The following is a 17,216-nucleotide window of genomic DNA, read 5'->3' on the forward strand; positions in this document are numbered from 1 at the left end:
AGCGGGATGGTCACGGCTGAGACCGCGGTCGGCCTGCCCGCCCTGGTGCTGCTGGTGGCGATGCTGATCTGGGGCGTGGTGGCGGCGGGCGCCCAGATCCGTTGCGTGGACGCGGCCCGGGTCGGGGCCCGGGCCGCCGCCCGGGGCGACGCCGACGCGCTGGCCCAGGCCGCCGCGGCGGCCCCGCGCGGCGCGAAGGTCGCCATCGACCTGGGCGCCACCACCGCCCGGGCCACCGTGGAGGCCCCCTGCCCGGGGCCGGGCCGCCTGGCCGCCCTGCTGTCCGTCCGGCTCACGGCCACGGCGGTGGGGGCCCGGGAGGACGTGCCGGCCGACGGCGGCTGACAACCGACGGAAGGAGGTGGAACCGTGCGCACGCGGTGGACGCGGTGGACGCGGTGGAGCGGGGCGCGGCCGGGGGCGGCGGGCGACCGCGGCTCGGCGACGGTGTGGCTGGTGGCCCTGGGGGCGCTCGGGGTGGTGGCGTTCTCGGCCTGCCTGACGCTGGGATCGGCGGTGGCCGCCCGCCACCGCGCCGAATCGGCGGCCGACCTGGCGGCCCTGGCCGCCGCCGGCCGGCTGCTGCTCGACGAGGACGGCGGCTGCGGGCGGGCCGCGGAACTGACGAGGGCCCAGGAGGGGGTCGAACTGGTCTCCTGCCGACCGCTCCCCGGGCAGGACGCGGTGGAGGTGGTGGTCCGGGCCCCGGTCCGCGGTGCCCCGGTGCCGCTGGCCCCGGCCCTGGCCCGCGCCCGGGCGGGCCCGCTGTGGGCCTGGGGCGACGGGGACGGCGCGGCCGTGCCGGTGGCGGGCGCCGGGTCAGTCCGTCGGGGCCGGGCCCTCCCCGGTGGCGGGCGCGGGCCGGGCCGGGGCCCCGGCGAGGAGAACGGTGAGCAGGCGGATCGCGGCGGCCTTGTCGAGCGGCTCGTTGCCGTTGCCGCACTTCGGCGACTGGACGCAGGACGGGCAGCCGCGCTCGCACTCGCAGGCGGCGATGGCGTCCCTGGTGGCGGTCAGCCACTCGACGGCGCGCCGGAAGCCGCGCTCGGCGAAGCCCGCGCCGCCGGAGTGGCCGTCGTACACGAAGACGGTGGGCAGCCCGGTGTCGGGGTGCAGCGGGACGGAGACGCCGCCGATGTCCCAGCGGTCGCAGGTGGCGAACAGCGGGAGGAGGCCGATGGAGGCGTGCTCGGCGGCGTGGGCGGCGCCGGGGAGCTGGTCGAACGGGACGAGCGCGTCGAGGAGTTGGTCCTCGGTGACGGACCACCAGACGGCGCGGGTGCGCAGCGTGCGCGGCGGGAGGTCGAGCTTGCTCTCGCCGAGGACCTCGCCGGTGGAGATCCGCTTGCGCAGGTACCCGACGACCTGGTTGGTGACCTCCACCGAGCCGAAGCTGAGCCGGCCCTCGCCCCACTCCTCGCTGGTGTCGGTGGACAGGACCGCGATGGAGGTGACGTCCCGGGCGGAGGTGGTGTACGGCGGGTTCGCGGGGGAGACCAGGGCGACCGAGGACTCCAGGTCGAACTCCCGGACCAGGTAGGTGCGCCCCTGGTGCAGGTGGACGGCCCCGGTGTGCACGGTGGTGTGCGCGGCCTCGGCGTCCACGGTGCCCAGCAGCCGCCCGGTGTCGGCCTCGACGATCTGCACGGGGCTGCCGCCGCTGCCGCGCAGGTCGACGCCGTCCGCGGCGCGTTCGCGGCGGGTCCAGTACCAGGACCCGTCCGAGCGCCGCCGCAGCAGGCCGCGCCGCTCCAGCACCGGCAGCAGCGGTGCGGTGGACGGGCCGAACAGCTCCAGGTCGGCGTCGGTGAGCGGGAGTTCGGCCGCGGCGGCGCACAGGTGCGGGGCGAGCACGTGCGGGTTGTCCGGGTCGAGGACGGTGGCCTCCACCGGGGTGTCGAACAGCGCCTCGGGGTGGTGGACGAGGTAGGTGTCCAGCGGGTCGTCCCGGGCGATCAGCACCGCCAGCGCGCCCTGGCCCTCCCGGCCCGCGCGCCCGGCCTGCTGCCACAGCGAGGCCCGGGTGCCGGGGTAGCCGGCCAGCAGGACGGCGTCCAGGCCGGAGACGTCCACGCCGAGTTCCAGGGCGGAGGTGGAGGCGAGGCCGAGCAGCCGGCCGGTGTGCAGGTCGCGCTCCAGGGCGCGGCGCTCCTCGGCCAGGTAGCCGCCGCGGTAGGCGGCGACCCGGGCGGCGAGCGGCTGGCCGAGCTGCTCCTGGGCCTGCAGCGCGACCAGTTCGGCGGCCCGCCGGGAGCGGACGAAGGCCACCGTCCGGGTGCCGCCGTGCACCAGGTCGGTGAGCAGGTACCCGGCCTCGGCGGTGGCGCTGCGGCGGACGGGCGCGCCGTGCTCGCCGGTGTTCTCGGTCAGCGGCGGCTCCCACAGCGCGAACACCAGCGGGCCGCGTGGCGAGTGGTCCTCGGTCACGGCGGTGGCGGGCAGGCCGGTGAGCCGTTCGGCGGTGACGGCCGGCTCGGCCGTGGTCGCCGAGGCCAGCAGGAAGGTCGGTTCGGAGCCGTAGCGGGCGCACAGCCGCCGCAGCCGGCGCAGCACCTGGGCGACGTGCGACCCGAACACGCCGCGGTAGGTGTGGCACTCGTCGACCACGACGTACCGCAGCGCCTTCAGGAAGGAGGACCAGCGCGGGTGGGCCGGGAGTATCCCGCGGTGCAGCATGTCCGGATTGGTCAGCACGTAGGACGCGTACTGGCGGACCCACTCGCGTTCCTGCGGCGGGGTGTCGCCGTCGTACAGCGCGACCCGGACGCGGTCGGGGACGAGTTCGGCGGCGCGCCGGCGCTGGTCGGCGGCCAGCGCCTTGGTCGGGGCCAGGTACAGCGCGGTCGCGCCGCGGCCGTTGCGGGCCTCGGTGCCGGTCAGCAGGTCGCTCAGCAGCGGGGCCAGGTAGCCCAGCGACTTGCCCGAGGCGGTGCCGGTGGCGATCACCGTGGTCCGCCCGGCGGCGGCCAGGTCCATCGCCTCCGCCTGGTGCGCCCAGGGCAGCACCGCGCCGAGCCCGGAGGCCGCGGCGACCACCTCCTGACGGATTCCTTCCGGCCAGGGTGCATACCGGGCCTCGCGGGCGGGCAGGTGCTCCGTATGGGTGAGGCGGTCCGACCTGCCGCGCTCGGTGGAAAGGCTTGCGAGCAGGGCCTCGGGCTGGTGGTGACGGGGCGGCATGAAGACCCAGTGTGTCACCGGCGTGACGGAGAATCGCTGTTAACCATCGTGCGCCCGTGGTCGCAGGTGGTTGAATGAAGCCCGTGACGGCCGCATGGCCGAGGGCCGCAACGCTGAGGCTCCGACCTGCCGGTTTGCCGCGCCCCGGCCCTGCGACCCTGCGGTGGCAGCCGCCGGGTTGAAGATCGCAATGACGTAGCAAGGCAAGGTGCTGGAGGTTCCGTGGACCTGTCCCTGTCGACCCGTACTGTCGGCGATCGCACGGTCGTCGAGGTTGGCGGCGAGATCGATGTGTACACCGCCCCCAAGTTGCGCGAGCAGCTTGTCGAGCTCGTCAACGACGGCAACTACCACCTGGTCGTGGACATGGAGGGCGTCGACTTCCTCGACTCCACCGGCCTCGGTGTGCTGGTCGGCGGCCTGAAGCGGGTGCGTGCGCACGAGGGTTCGCTGCGCCTGGTGTGCAACCAGGAGCGCATCCTCAAGATCTTCCGGATCACCGGTCTGACCAAGGTGTTCCCGATCCACAACTCCGTGGACGAGGCCGTCGCCGCGACCGACTGACGACCTCTCGTCGATCGGCCGTACCAACCGAGTCACTTCGACCGACCGCCGCCGGTCGGCCGGGCCCAGTGCCCTGCCCGGCTGGCGCGGCCGGTGTCCCTGCCTCCGCCGTGCGGGCCACTGCGCCCTGCGGCGGGGAGCGACCCCGGAGGGGAGACATGGCAACCGTCGAACTTCGATTCAGTGCGCTTCCCGAGCACGTGCGCACCGCCCGGCTGGTGGCCGCCGCGGTGGCCAGACGGGCCGGGGTTGACGAGTCGGTGCTCGACGAGCTGCGCCTCGCCGTGGGCGAAGCCTGCTCCCGCGCGGTCGCGCTGCACCAGCGCAACGGCCGGGACGGCGCGGTCCGGGTGGCGTTGACCGAGCAGGAGAAGCGGTTCCTCATCGAGGTCGCCGACGAGGCCGGCCCGGCGCACGCCGCCGGTGCCGACGCCGCGGGCGGGAGCCCGGAGGACGAGGACGCGCTCGGCCTGGCGGTGATCACCGGCCTGGTCGAGGACGTCGAGGTCGGCAACGGCTCCGACGGCGGCGTGATCCGGATGAGCTGGCCGCTCTCCCCGGTCTCCGTCGCGGTCTGAACCGGGCTCGTTCCGCTCCGGACCTTCTCCCGCACCGGGCCGCGCCTTCTCGCGCCCCGGACCTCCTCCCGCTCCGGGCCTCCTCCCGCTCCGGGGTGCCTTTCGCCCCGGCACGCCGCAGGCTGCCGTGGATGGCCGTGGTTTGCCGCGGGGCCTTGCCGGGCTGTCCGGGGCCGTTCTCCGTCGCCCCTGCCGCCGCACGGCTCCTCCCCGGCCGGTACCCCGCCGTCGAGCTGCGCGGATGCCGTGGGCCGCGGCCTTCCCGGCCGGGCGGTCCGGGCGGGCGTGTAGGTTCGCTGGCGATGCCCAGAGCTGGGCGTCAGTGACCGAAAGGGCCCCGGTGAAGAAGCGACTGGTGACCGTCTCCGCGCTCGGCGCGCTGCTCGCGCTCGCTGCGGTGGGCTGCTCCGCCGACGATTCGGCGGCGAAGCTCGACGGTTGGGCGAAGAGCGTCTGCGACGCGGCGAAGGATCCGATCGCGCAGTCCAAGGCGGCCCTCGCGGACACCGCGAACGTCAAGGAGGGCGAGTCCCCGGCCGACCTGCAGAAGCGGCTCTCCACCGACTTCGCCTCGCTCGCCACCACCAACCAGCAGTTGGCCGATGCGGTGCAGAAGGCCGGCGCGCCGAAGATCGACGACGGGGCGAAGGTCCAGCAGGACGCCGTCAACGAGCTGAAGCAGGTGGCGCAGGGCTACCAGGACGCGCAGAAGAAGCTCGACGGGCTGGCCAGTGACGACCAGGCGAAGTTCGCGGACGGCCTGCGCAGCGTCGGCGACCAGGTGCAGCAGCTCTCCCAGGTGTCGACCTCCGCGCTGGCCACCCTGCAGAGCGGCGACCTGGGCGACGCGATGAAGAAGCAGCCCGGCTGCCGGGCCGGCGGCACCGGGACGGGCACCGCCTCCGCCGAGCCGTCCGCCGGCGCGACCGACGCGGCCAGCACGCCCGGCGCCACCGACGGCGGCGCCACCGGCACCGCCACCGACGGCGCCTCCCCGGCAGCCTCGGGCAGCCCGTCCGGGGACGCCGCGCAGTCCGGTTCGCCCACGCCCTCGCCCGGCGCGAGCTGAGCCGGGCCCGCCTCCGGACGGCTCGGCAACCGTCCCCGTACCCGTCGGACCCGTCCGGGCGGCGGGGCCCGCACCCGTCCGGGCAGCGGGGCGGGTGGGGCGGCGGGCGGGGGAGAATGGCGGGGTGACGAACAGCCCCGTTCTTGATTCCGGCCGGATGGCGGAGTTCCGCGAGGCGCTGCTGAGCGCCTCCTTCACCGCTGACGGACTGCTGGACCTGCTCGGCCCCACCGCGTACGCGGCGCTGGCCCGCAGCGAGGCCGTTCCCGCGCTGCGGGCGACTCGCGGCGGTTCGCCGTTGGAGACCCTGGTGCGGCTGTTCCTGCTGCAACGGGCCGTGCCCGGGGCGTCGGCGACCGCCGCGCTGGGGGGCGGCGGGCTGCTGGACGGCCTGCTGGCCGACGGCTGGCTGGTGGCCGACGGCGACGGGCTGCGCGCCACCGTGGACGTGCGGCCGTACGCCGACGAGGTGGCGGGGCTGCCGAGCGCGGACGCCTGGGTGGTGTCCGACCTGGGCTGCGCCGTCGGCGGCGCGGGCGGGATCGGCTCGGGTCGGACGGCCGCCGGGGTCGAGCGGCGCGACCTGGTGCTCGGGGTGGGCGGGGCGTCCACCACGCTGGCCAACCTGACGGTGCGCCGGCCGGTGCGCGAGGTGCTGGACCTGGGCTCCGGCTCCGGCGTGCAGGCCCTGCACGCGGCCCGGCACGCCCAGCGGGTCACCGCCACCGACCTCAACCCGCGCGCCCTGCACTTCACCCGGCTGACCGCCGCGCTCTCCGGCTTCGACCAGGTGGAGACGGCGGAGGGCAGCCTGTACGAGCCGGTCGGCGACCGGCGCTTCGACCTGATCGTCTCCAACCCGCCGTTCGTGATCTCGCCGGCCGGCCGGTTCACCTACCGGGACGGCGGGATGGCCGGCGACGAGCTGTGCCGCAGCGTGGTCCGCGGCGCGGCCGCCCACCTGGCGCCCGGCGGCTACTGCCAGCTGCTGGCGAACTGGCAGCACGTCAAGGGCGAGGACTGGCACGACCGGCTGGCCGGCTGGGTGGCCGGCACCGGCCTGGACGCCTGGGTGGTGCAGCGCGAGGTGCAGGACGTCGCCCAGTACGCCGAGCTGTGGCTGCGCGACGGCGGCGACCACCGCGGCGAGGAGTACGCCGCCCGCTACGAGGAGTGGCTGGACGGCTTCGAGGCGGCGGGCGTCGAGGGCATCGGCTTCGGCTGGATCACCCTGCGGGCCTCCGGCGCGGCCGAGCCCGTGGTGCGGATCGAGGAGTGGCCGCACCCCGTCGAGCAGCCGCTCGGCCCGCACATCGAGGAGTGGTTCGCCCGGCAGGACTTCCTGCGTTCCCACGACGACGCCGGGCTGCTCGCCGCCCGCTACCTGCTCGCCGACGAGGTGGTCCAGGAGCAGATCGGCGACCCCGGCTCGGAGGACCCGGAGCACGTGGTGCTCCGGCACAACCGGGGCATGCGCCGGGCCACCAAGGTCGACACCGTCGGCGCGGGCTTCGTCGGCGTCTGCGACGGCACCCTCGCCGCCGGGGAGATCGTCGACGCGATCGCCCAGCTGCTCGGCGAGGACGCGGCGCAGCTGCGCGAGCGGGTGCCCGAGTCGCTGCGGCTGCTCACCGAGCAGGGCTTCGTCGAGCCGGTGCGCTGACCCCGGCCGCGACTCCGACCCCGGCCGCGACTCCGGCTCCGGCCCCAACCGCGTCTCCGGCTCCGGCCCCGGCCCGGGGCGTCTCGGGGCCCCGGAGTCCCGGCCGCCCGCGCCCGCCCGACGGTGACGTTGATCACCCGGCGGGTGCGGTGACCTGTGCGGCCCGCCCTCGTTGGGCACGGTGGCCGGGCCGCGGCGCCCAGGGCCGCGCCGAGGCCCGCGCCCGCCCCCCGCTCGGGGTGTCCGCCGTCCGGTCCGCCCGCCGTCCGTCCGGCCCGCCCCCGTCCGGCACGCCCCGGGCGGGGCGTGTTCACCCGCCCGTTCCCCGTGCGTGGCCGGGCGTACTCCGGGTGTCCGCCGCCGGTTGTCCACCGGGTGCCAGGGTGCTGTCCACAAGCTGTGGAAACGCGGGGGAGGACCGGGTGGAGACGCCGACGGCGCTGGTGGGCGGGGCGGTCCTGACGGTCTTCGGGAGCGCGCTGCTGCTCTGGTGCGCCGTGGAACTGCGTCTTCGCCACCGCCTGCGTCGGCGCGGCGTGTCCGCCACCGCGCAGGTGGTGGCCGATCCGGACCGGGTTGGCGCGCTGGACGGCAGCCCGCTGCTGTCCTACCCGGTGGCGGCCCCGGGCGGGGGCGCCGGCGTCGCCGGGACGGTCCGCGAACTGCACCCGGCCGCCGAGCCGGACGGTCCGCACCGCCTGGTGCTGGCCCGGCCGCGGGGCAACACGCCGCTGCGTCGCCCGGCCCGGCTGGCTCCCGGCGCGGCCGTCCGGGTCGCCTACGACCCGCGCCGGCCGGACCGGATGGTGCTGGCCGCGCACGAGGAGCTCCCCTCGCTGCCCGCCGATCTGTTCTGGGCGCTGCTCGCCACGTCCGCCCTGGCCGGCGGTCTGACGCTGCTGGCCCTGGCGCTGCGCTGACCCGCCGGGCCGGGGCGGCGGAGCGCGTCGCCCGGTCGCGGAACGCACTCCTCCGGATCCCCGGACGGGGGCGCCCACCGGCCACGTTGACGGGTTCCGGCCGTTCGGTGAGCGGCCCGCCCGCACCCGGTGACTGGGGCGGTTGCCAGGGAAAGACATGCCCCGGGGCCTGCCATCGGGTTACCGTTCGAGTGGCGTCGGTCGGCCTTGCCGGTGAAAAAGCAGGATCCGTCCGTTTGACAAGGGTGGCCAGGGTACGGTCACACTCCGCTGGTGGAGCCGTCGCGCTGCGGTGGCCCAGGAGTTCTGGTAAACGACCGGGAGAGAAGAGCGAAGGTGTCCCCGAGCAGCGAGACCGCGCACGGCAAGCGACTCGTCATCGTCGAGTCGCCGGCCAAGGCCAAGACGATCAAGGGCTACCTCGGGCCCGGCTACATCGTCGAGGCCAGTGTCGGTCACATCCGCGACCTGCCCGGCACGGCCGCCGAGGTCCCGGACGAGTACACCGGCGAGGTGCGCCGCCTCGGCGTCGACGTGGACCACGACTTCGCTCCGATCTACGTGGTGAACCCGGACAAGAGGTCCCAGGTCACCAAGTTGAAGTCGCTGCTGAAGGAGTCCGACGAGCTCTTCCTCGCCACCGATGAGGACCGCGAGGGCGAGGCCATCGCGTGGCACCTCCAGGAAGTGCTCAAGCCCAAGGTGCCGGTGCACCGGATGGTCTTCCACGAGATCACCAAGGACGCGATCCAGGAGGCCGTGCGCAACCCGCGGCACCTGAACAAGCGCCTGGTCGACGCCCAGGAGACCCGCCGCATCCTGGACCGCCTCTACGGCTACGAGGTCTCCCCCGTGCTGTGGAAGAAGGTCATGCCGAAGCTCTCGGCGGGCCGCGTCCAGTCGGTGGCCACCCGCCTGGTGGTCGAGCGCGAGCGCGAGCGGATCGCCTTCACCTCGGCCTCGTACTGGGACCTGGTCGGCACCTTCGGCACCGGCCGCAGCGCGGCCGACGCGGCCAACCCGGAGTCCTTCGGGGCCCGGCTGGTCTCGGTCGACGGCAAGCGGGTCGCCACCGGCCGCGACTTCGGCCCGGACGGCCGCCTGAAGAGCGCCGCGACCACCCTGCACCTGGACGAGCAGGCCGCCCGCGCGCTGGCCGCCGCGCTGCAGCAGACCGCGTTCGCCGTCCGCAGCGTCGAGTCCAAGCCGTACCGCCGCTCCCCGTACGCGCCGTTCCGCACCACCACGCTGCAGCAGGAGGCCAGCCGCAAGCTGGGCTTCGGCGCGAAGCGGACCATGCAGGTCGCGCAGAAGCTGTACGAGAACGGCTTCATCACCTACATGCGCACCGACTCGACCACGCTGTCGGAGACCGCGGTCACCGCGGCCCGCGCCCAGGTCACCCAGCTGTACGGGGCCGACTACCTGCCGTCCGCGCCGCGCACCTACGCCTCCAAGGTGAAGAACGCGCAGGAGGCGCACGAGGCGATCCGCCCGTCCGGGGACCGCTTCCGCACGCCCGCCGAGACCGGGCTGGGCGGCGACGACTTCCGGCTGTACGAGCTGATCTGGATGCGCACCGTCGCCTCCCAGATGAAGGACGCGGTCGGCCAGTCGGTGACCGTGAAGGTCGGCGGCCGGGCCGCCGACGGGCGGGACGCCGAGTTCTCCGCCTCCGGCAAGATCATCACCTTCCACGGCTTCCTGAAGGCGTACGTCGAGGGCGCCGACGACCCGAACGCCGAGCTGGACGACCGCGAGCGCCGGCTGCCGCAGGTCGCCGAGGGCGACCCGCTGGCCGCCGAGAAGCTCACCCCCGAGGGCCACGCCACCAAGCCGCCGGCCCGCTACACCGAGGCGTCGCTGGTCAAGGAGCTGGAGGACCGGGAGATCGGCCGCCCGTCCACCTACGCCTCGATCATCGACACGATCATCAACCGCAAGTACGTGTTCAAGAAGGGCACCGCCCTGGTGCCGTCCTTCCTGTCCTTCGCGGTGGTCAACCTGCTGGAGAAGCACTTCGGCCGGCTGGTCGACTACGACTTCACCGCGAAGATGGAGGACGACCTCGACCGGATCGCGGCCGGCCAGGCCGAGTCCGTGCCGTGGCTCAAGCGCTTCTACTTCGGCGCGGGCGCGGCGAACGCGGCGGTCGGCGTCGCCGCCGACGCCGGCAACGGCGACGGCGACCACCTCGGCGGCCTGAAGGAGCTCGTCACCGACCTGGGCGCGATCGACGCCCGGGAGATCAGCTCCTTCCCGATCGGCGACGGCATCGTGCTCCGGGTCGGCCGGTTCGGCCCGTACGTCGTGCGGCCCACCCCGGAGGGCGAGACCGAGCAGCGCGCCGACGTCCCCGAGGACCTGCCGCCGGACGAGCTGACCGTCGAGCTGGCCGAGGAGCTGTTCGCCAAGCCCAGCGGCGAGCGCGAGCTCGGCACCGACCCGGTCAGCGGCAACCCGCTGGTCGCCAAGGCCGGCCGGTACGGCCCGTACGTCACCGAGGTGCTGCCCGAGGGCACCCCGAAGACCGGCAAGAACGCCGTCAAGCCGCGCACCGCCTCGCTGTTCAAGTCGATGGACCTGGACACCGTCACGCTGGAGGACGCGCTGAAGCTCCTCTCGCTGCCGCGGGTCGTCGGCACCGACGCCGAGGGCAACGAGATCACCGCGCAGAACGGCCGCTACGGCCCCTACCTCAAGCGCGGCACCGACTCGCGCTCGCTGACCAGCGAGGACCAGCTGCTCTCCATCACCCTGGACGAGGCGCTGGCCGTCTACGCCCAGCCCAAGGCGCGCGGCCGGGCCGCCGCCGCGCCGCCGCTCAAGGAGCTCGGCAACGACCCGGTCAGCGAGCGGCCGGTGGTGGTCAAGGACGGCCGCTTCGGCCCGTACGTGACCGACGGGGAGACCAACGCGACGCTCCGCAAGGACGACGAGGTCGAGACCATCACCCCCGAGCGGGCCTACGAGCTGCTCGCCGAGAAGCGCGCCCGCGGGCCGGTGAAGAAGACCGCCAAGAAGGCCCCGGCGAAGAAGGCCACCGCGACCAAGACCGCGGCCAAGAAGGCGACGGCGACCAAGACCGCCGCCAAGAAGACCGTGGCCAAGAAGACCGCGACCGTGAAGAAGACCGCGGCGAAGAAGACCACCGCCAAGGCCGCGACCGCCCGGGAGACCGGCGCCGCGGACGGCGGTTCCGAGGAGAGCTGACGGACACTCCGTAACGGGCCTGTTCGAATCCGGGCGGGCCCGTTAAGGGCGGGCACCCGCAGTCGCTACGCTGACCGTATGACGAGCGAGGAGCTGCCCCCCACCGCACGCACCGCCGCCCCCGGCCTCCCGGAGGTCGCCCCCGCCGGGACGCCCGGCGAGCGGGCCCGTGCGCTGCTGAGGCTCCGGCCCTACCGGAAACTGTGGACCACCCAGCTGCTCGGCGGGGCCGCCGACCGGCTGGCCGTGCTGGTGCTGGTGCCGCTCACCGTGGTGGCCGCCGCGCTCGGCGGCCAGTTCGGGCACGGCTACCGGGCGCTCGCGCTCGCCGTCGCCGCGGTGTTCGCGGCCCGGCTGCTGGCCACCGTCCTGGTCGGCGCGGCCCTGCTCGGCCCGGTGCACGCGCTGGTCGGCGGCAAGCTCGACCGGCGCTGGAGCCTGCTCGGCGCCGACCTGTTCCGCGCCCTGCTGATCGGCCTGGCCCCCTGGTGGGCGGTCTGGGCGCCCGGCTCGGCGACCTGGCCGCTGCTCGCCACGGCCTTCCTGGCCGGCGCCGCCGAACGGATCTGGACCATCGGCAAGGCCGCCGCCGTGCCCGGCCTGCTGACCGTCCCCGAACAGCCCGGCCCAGCGCCCGCCGCCGCGCTGGACGCCGTCCGCACCCTCGACGCGCGCACCGGCTGGGCCGCGCTGCCGCTGGCCGCCGGCGGGCTGATCGGCCTCACCCTGCTCAACAACGTGCTGGCCGCGATCGGCCTGGAGTGGCTGCACGCGCACCAGCTCACCGCCGCCGCGCTCGGCGCCGCCGCGCTGTTCGCCACCAACGCCGCGCTGCTGTACCTCCAGGAGCTCCCGGCCGGGGCCAGCACCGCCCCGCGCTCCCCGCTGCAGGGCCTGCGCGCCCCCACCGACGCCACGCCCGGCCCCTCGCTGAAGAAGGGCCGCACCGGCTCCGCCCCGTACTTCACCTTCTCGATCGCCGCCGCGTACGCCTCGATGGCCGGCGTCGCCGCGCTCGGCCTGCTCACCGCGGGCGAGCACCTGGCCGGGCCGATCGGCTACGGCCTGCTGGTGCTGGCCGCCGCGGGCGCCCCCGCGATCGGCGTCCGGCTCAGCCGGGCCACCCTGCCCGGCTTGTCCCGCCGCCGGCTGCTCGCGCTCGGCCTGGTCACCTCCGGCGTCGCGCTGATCCTGGCCGGCCTGGTCCTCGACTTCGTCCTGGTGCTGCTGTTCACCGTGCTGGCCGGCCTGGCCGCCGGCGTGGTCATCGCCACCGGGCGCGGCCTGCTCGCCCAGGAGATCGAGGAGATCCGGCTCGGCAAGGTCACCGAGCACCTGTACGCCGTGCTGCGGACCGTGGTCGGCGCCGCGCTGATCGGCATGCCGCTGCTGGCCGCCGCGTACGGGCAGGTCAGCCTCGGCGAGGTCGGCCGCGGCCACTTCACCTTCATCCACGACGGCGCCGCGCTCGCCGTCTCCACCGCCGGGCTGCTCACCCTGGTGCTGGCCGCCGTCGTGCTGCTCAAGACCGACGACCAGCGCGGCGTCGTCCCGTTCGGCCGCGAGCTGGCCCAGGCCGTCCGCGGGCAGGCCGAGACGGCCCCGCACCGCGCCGCCGGCAAGGGCTACTTCATCGCCCTGGAGGGCGGCGACGGCGCCGGCAAGTCCACCCAGGCGCAGGCGCTGGCCGAGTGGATCCGCTCCAAGGGCCACGAGGTCGTGCTCACCCGCGAGCCCGGCGGCTCCCCGATCGGGCAGCGGCTGCGCGCCCTCGTGCTGGACGTCGGCAACACCGGGCTCTCGCACCGGGCCGAGGCGCTGATCTACGCCGCCGACCGGGCCGAGCACGTCGAGAACGTCATCCGCCCGGCGCTGGAGCGCGGCGCGGTCGTCATCACCGACCGGTACATGGACTCCTCCATCGCCTACCAGGGCGCCGGCCGCGACCTGGCCGCCACCGAGGTCGCCCGGATCTCCCGCTGGGCCACCGGCGGGCTCGTCCCCGACCTGACGGTCGTCCTGGACGTCGACCCGACCGCCGCCCGGGACCGCTTCACCGAGGCGCTGGACCGGCTGGAGTCCGAGCCCACCGAGTTCCACCAGCGGGTCCGCTCCGGGTTCCTGGCGCTCGCCGCCGCCGACCCGGCCCGCTACCTGGTCGTCGACGGCAGCCAGACGCCCGCCGTCGTCACCACCTCGATCCGGCACCGGCTCGACCGCGAACTGCCGCTCTCCGGGCAGGAGAAGGCCGCCAAGGCCGAGCAGGAGCGCAAGGCCCGCGAGGAGGCCGCCCGGCGCGCCGCCGAGGCCGAGGCCGCCCGCAAGGCCGCCGAGGAGGCCGAGCGCAAGCGCCTCGAACTGCTGGAGCAGCTGCGCGCCGAGCAGGCCGAGAAGGACCGGCTCGCCGCCGAGGAAGCCGCCCGCGCCGAGGCCGAGGCCGCCCGCAAGGCCGCCGAGGCCGCCCGGATCGCCGCCGAGGCGGAGGCCGCGCGGCGCGCCGAGGAGGACGCCGAGCGGCGGGCCGCGGAAGCCGCCCGGGCCGAGGCGGCGGCGGAGGCCGCGCGCAAGGCCGCCGCGGAGGAGGCCGCCCGGGTCGAGTTCGCCCGGCAGCGCGAGCTGCAGCGGGAGGAGCAGCGGCGGCGTGCCGAGGAGGCGCTGCAGCGGGCGGAGGCCGCTCGGCGGGCCGCCGAGGCGGAGGCGGCCGCGGCGCTGGCGGCGGAGGCTCCTGCCCCGGCTCCGGCCCCGACGCCGGTATCGGTTCCGGCTCCGGCCGACGAGACCGCGGTGCTGCCGAAGGTCGAGGACGGTGCGGCGGCCGGGGCGGACGCGGAGACCACCCGGGAGCTGCCCAGGCCCGCGCCGGCCGCTCCGGCGCCCGCTCCGGCGGTCGACGAGACCGCGGTGCTGCCGGTGGTCGAGGACCGGGACGGTGACGGGGGCCGGGGCGCGGACGTCGAGGAGACGGCGGTGCTGCCCAAGGCGGGCGACCCGACCGCGCGGGTGCCCAAGGGCCTGTTCCGGGACGAGAACGACTCCGCGCAGACCCGCGAGCTGCGGCCCCGGCCCGAGTGGGCGGAGGAGACGCCGCTCGACGACCTGCCCAGTCTGACGGACAGCCTGCTCGGCTCCCGCGAGGAGTGGTCCCGCTGGGAGGCGGACGAGCCCGAGGGCAGGGCGGACGAGCAGCCGAAGAAGGGTGGCTGGCGGCGCCGCAAGGACTGACCGCCCGGGAACGGGACGGAGCGGGGCGCAGCAGCGCGGGGCGGAACTGGGTGTGCGGCGGGGCCGCGACGGGACGGCAGGTGCACTGCCCGCGTCGCGGCCTCGCCGGCGTACGGCCCCTGCCGCGTCCGGGCTGTCGCCGGGCGGGGTTAGGCTCGGCGGGGCGGTGGCAGCGGCGGCAGTGGTGACGAGGAGCGCGGCGTGAGTGTGTGGGACGACCTGGTGGGGCAGGACCGGGTGGTCGAGCAGCTGCAGGCGGCGGCGCGGGCGGCCCGGGCGAGCGTGCTGGCCGGCCGGGGGGAGGCCCCGGCGGGGAACGCCTCGCTGATGACGCACGCCTGGCTGTTCACCGGCCCGCCCGGCGCCGGCCAGGTGACGGCGGCGCGGTCCTTTGCGGCGGCGCTCCAGTGCACCAGCCCGGACTTGGAACTGGGCGGCGTGCCGGGCTGCGGGTTCTGCGACGGCTGCCACACCGTGCTGTCGGGCAGCCACGCGGACGTGAAGCAGGTGCGCACCGACGGCCTGTCGATCGGCGTCGGCGACATGCGCGACCTGGTGCTGCGGGCGGCGAGCTACCCGACCGGCGGCCGCTGGTCGGTGATCCTGGTGGACGCCGCGCACCGGCTGACCGAGGCGGCGGCGAACGCGCTGCTCAAGGGCGTCGAGGAGCCCTCGCCGCGGACGGTGTGGCTGCTGTGCGCCCCGTCCGTGCAGGACGTGCTGCCGACGATCCGCTCGCGCTGCCGGCTGCTGGTGCTGCGCACGCCCGCCGCCGAGGCGGTCGCCGACATGCTGGTGCGCCGGGACGGGGTGGAACCGGAGGCGGCCCGGCTGGCGGCGCTGGCCGGGCAGGGCGACATCGACCGCTCGCGGCGCCTCGCGGTGGACGAGCAGGCCCGGTCGCGGCGGGCCGAGGTGCTGCGGATCCCGCTCGAGGTGGCCGACCTGGGCGGCTGCCTGGCGGCCGCCCAGCGGCTGGTGGACACCGCGAAGGCGGACGCCGAGGCGCTGGTCGAGACCCAGGACGCCCGGGAGACCGAGGACCTGCGGGCCGCGTACGGCGCCGCGGAGGGCAGCCGGGCGCCGCGCGGCATGGCCGGGGCGGTGAAGGAGCTGGAGAAGCGGCAGAAGAGCCGGGCCACCCGCACCCGCCGCGAGACGCTGAACGTGGCGCTGGGCGACCTGCTGGGCTTCTACCGGGACGTGCTGGCCCTGCAGCTCGGCGCGGGCGGGGCGCTGGCCAACGACGACCAGCGGCCGGCGCTGCAGCGGGTCGCGGGCCAGGGCGCGGCGGAGAACACGCTGCGCCGGATCGAGGCGGTGCTGGCCTGCCGCCGGGCGCTGGAGCGGAACGTGGACCCGCTGCTGGCGGTGGAGGCGATGACGGTGGCGCTGCGGGCGGGCTGAGCGCGGGCTGCGGGCGGGCTGGGTCCTGCTCCCCGCCGCGGCGTCCGGCCGTCGCTCGTTCGAGTGAACGTGTGCGGACGCCCGTACCGCCCCCGGGCGAGCGGGCACCCGGTCTTGCACCCTGTGCACTGACCACGCGCCAGCGTCCGGCGGCCGGTCCTTCCCCGAGGTGGTGCGTCCCCATGCCCCGTTCGCTCCTCGTCCTGTCGTTGCTGGTGGCCGCGGTGGCGGGCAGCTGGCTGGCCCGTTCGGCGATGGTGCGCTGGCGGGACCTGCGGGCCGCGCAGAGGTACGAGCTGGCGGCGGAGGCGCGGCCGGTGCTGGTGCGGGCGGGGGCGGCGGCGCTGTGCCTGACGTGCGTGAGCGCGCTGGGGGTGGCGGTGCTGCTGGGGGAGCGGGGCGGGCCGGTCCGGGCGGTCGCGGCGGAGGCCGGGAGCGCGGACCGGGCCGTGGTGCCGGCCCCGACCGCGTCCTCCTCCGGCCCGGCACCCGTGTCCTCGCCCTTGCCCTCGTCCGCCGCCCCGGTGGCTTTCGCCGGTGCGGGCCGGGTGGCGGGCGGGGAGCTGATGCAGGGGGCGGTGCCCGGTCCGGACGGGCGGGCGCGGACGGTGCGGGTGTGGCTGCCGGCCGAGTACGGGAAGAACCCGGCGGACCGGTTCCCGGTGATCGTGCTGCACTCCGGGACACCCGGACACACCGCCGACACCGACCTGCCGGACGTGTTCGACGGCGTGGCGTCGGCGGTGCAGCAGGGCAAGGCGCGCCCGTTCGTGGTGGTCGCCCCCGAGGCGCCCGGCGGCACCGGCCACCCCTGCGACCTGGTCGCGGCCGCCCCGCAGGCCGTCGCGGACGACGCGGCGCTGCGCGCGGCCGTCGGCACGGCCTTCCGCACCCTGCCGGCCGGTCCGGGCGGCTGGAGCGTGCTCGGCGTGGACGGCGGCGCCCCCTGCGCGGCCGCGGCCGGGCTGGCCCGCCCGGACCTGTACGGGGCGGCCGCGGCGGTCTCCGGCCGGTACGACGCGAAGGCGCTGGCCGGGGCGGCGGCGGAATCCCCCGGGGCGGTGGCGCCGCGGCTGCTGCTGGCCGCCGCGAAGCGGGACACCGACGCGCTGGCCTCCGGGCGGGCGGTGCAGGCGGCGCTGCGGGACGCCAAGTCGCCTGCCCAGGTGCGCACTTCGGAGGTGGTGCAGGACTACACGCCGGAGCGGGAGCGGCTGCGGCTGGTGCGGGTCGCGGTGCAGTACCTGGCGGAGCAACTGGCCAAGTAGCGGGTGGGGGCGGGCCGTCCCGGGTGGGGGCGGTCCGTTCGGGGTGGGGACGGTCCGTTCGGGGTGGGGACGGTCCGTCCGGGGCGGGGCTGGGCCGTTCGGTGCGGGAGTGTGCTGCGATCGGCGGTGCGG

The 17,216-nt window shown here is 76.1% G+C and carries 11 protein-coding genes and 1 pseudogene; 11 read left to right on the top strand and 1 reads right to left on the bottom strand.

Features of this window, described 5'->3' with window-relative positions; all coding sequences use genetic code 11:
- Positions 1-6: 6 nt before the first annotated feature.
- Positions 7-345 carry a TadE family type IV pilus minor pilin gene (locus ACFUEL_RS00060; RefSeq protein ID WP_380233559.1) on the top strand — a complete coding sequence of 113 codons (339 nt, stop codon included), beginning with the start codon at positions 7-9 and terminating at the stop codon, positions 343-345.
- Positions 346-480: 135 nt separating this feature from the next.
- Positions 481-705 (top strand): annotated as a pseudogene (locus ACFUEL_RS00065) (Rv3654c family TadE-like protein); the annotation flags it as partial.
- A 114-nt stretch (positions 706-819) separates the two neighbouring features.
- Here the strand turns inward: ACFUEL_RS00065 and ACFUEL_RS00070 are convergent.
- Positions 820-3,180: a DEAD/DEAH box helicase gene (locus ACFUEL_RS00070; RefSeq protein ID WP_380233560.1), complete on the bottom strand. Its 2,361-nt coding sequence runs from the start codon at positions 3,178-3,180 to the stop codon at positions 820-822.
- Between the two features lie 222 nt (positions 3,181-3,402).
- On the opposite strand from ACFUEL_RS00070, the gene bldG reads away from it, so the two are divergent.
- From bldG to ACFUEL_RS00115, 9 genes are all read left to right on the top strand, one after another.
- Positions 3,403-3,744, top strand: a complete 342-nt coding sequence (gene bldG, locus ACFUEL_RS00075; RefSeq protein WP_014136695.1) for an anti-sigma factor antagonist BldG — start codon at positions 3,403-3,405, stop codon at positions 3,742-3,744.
- Between the two features lie 158 nt (positions 3,745-3,902).
- Entirely contained in the window at positions 3,903-4,322 is a 420-nt protein-coding gene (locus ACFUEL_RS00080) for an ATP-binding protein (protein ID WP_380233561.1), read from the top strand.
- Positions 4,323-4,662: 340 nt separating this feature from the next.
- A complete protein-coding gene (locus ACFUEL_RS00085) occupies positions 4,663-5,391 on the top strand; it encodes a small secreted protein (RefSeq protein ID WP_380233562.1) in 729 nt (242 codons plus the stop codon).
- Positions 5,392-5,548: 157 nt separating this feature from the next.
- Positions 5,549-7,054: a methyltransferase gene (locus tag ACFUEL_RS00090; RefSeq protein ID WP_380233608.1), complete on the top strand. Its 1,506-nt coding sequence runs from the start codon at positions 5,549-5,551 to the stop codon at positions 7,052-7,054.
- A gap of 422 nt (positions 7,055-7,476) precedes the next feature.
- The gene (locus tag ACFUEL_RS00095) at positions 7,477-7,974 is read left to right on the top strand and encodes a DUF3592 domain-containing protein (RefSeq protein ID WP_380233563.1); all 498 of its coding nucleotides are present in this window, start codon (positions 7,477-7,479) and stop codon (positions 7,972-7,974) included.
- A 336-nt stretch (positions 7,975-8,310) separates the two neighbouring features.
- Positions 8,311-11,187 carry a type I DNA topoisomerase gene (gene topA, locus ACFUEL_RS00100; protein ID WP_380233564.1) on the top strand — a complete coding sequence of 959 codons (2,877 nt, stop codon included), beginning with the start codon at positions 8,311-8,313 and terminating at the stop codon, positions 11,185-11,187.
- A 78-nt stretch (positions 11,188-11,265) separates the two neighbouring features.
- The gene (tmk, locus tag ACFUEL_RS00105) at positions 11,266-14,409 is read left to right on the top strand and encodes a dTMP kinase (RefSeq protein ID WP_380233565.1); all 3,144 of its coding nucleotides are present in this window, start codon (positions 11,266-11,268) and stop codon (positions 14,407-14,409) included.
- A 201-nt stretch (positions 14,410-14,610) separates the two neighbouring features.
- On the top strand, positions 14,611-15,816 hold the full coding sequence (locus ACFUEL_RS00110; RefSeq protein WP_380233566.1) for a DNA polymerase III subunit delta': 1,206 nt from the start codon (positions 14,611-14,613) through the stop codon (positions 15,814-15,816).
- A gap of 182 nt (positions 15,817-15,998) precedes the next feature.
- Positions 15,999-17,084 (top strand): hypothetical protein, encoded by a 1,086-nt coding sequence (locus ACFUEL_RS00115; protein WP_380233567.1) that lies wholly within the window; start codon positions 15,999-16,001, stop codon positions 17,082-17,084.
- The last annotated feature ends 132 nt before the right edge of the window (positions 17,085-17,216 follow it).

Origin of the sequence: Kitasatospora sp. NPDC057198, assembly GCF_042670125.1 — a bacterium.
Lineage (GTDB): Bacteria > Actinomycetota > Actinomycetes > Streptomycetales > Streptomycetaceae > Kitasatospora.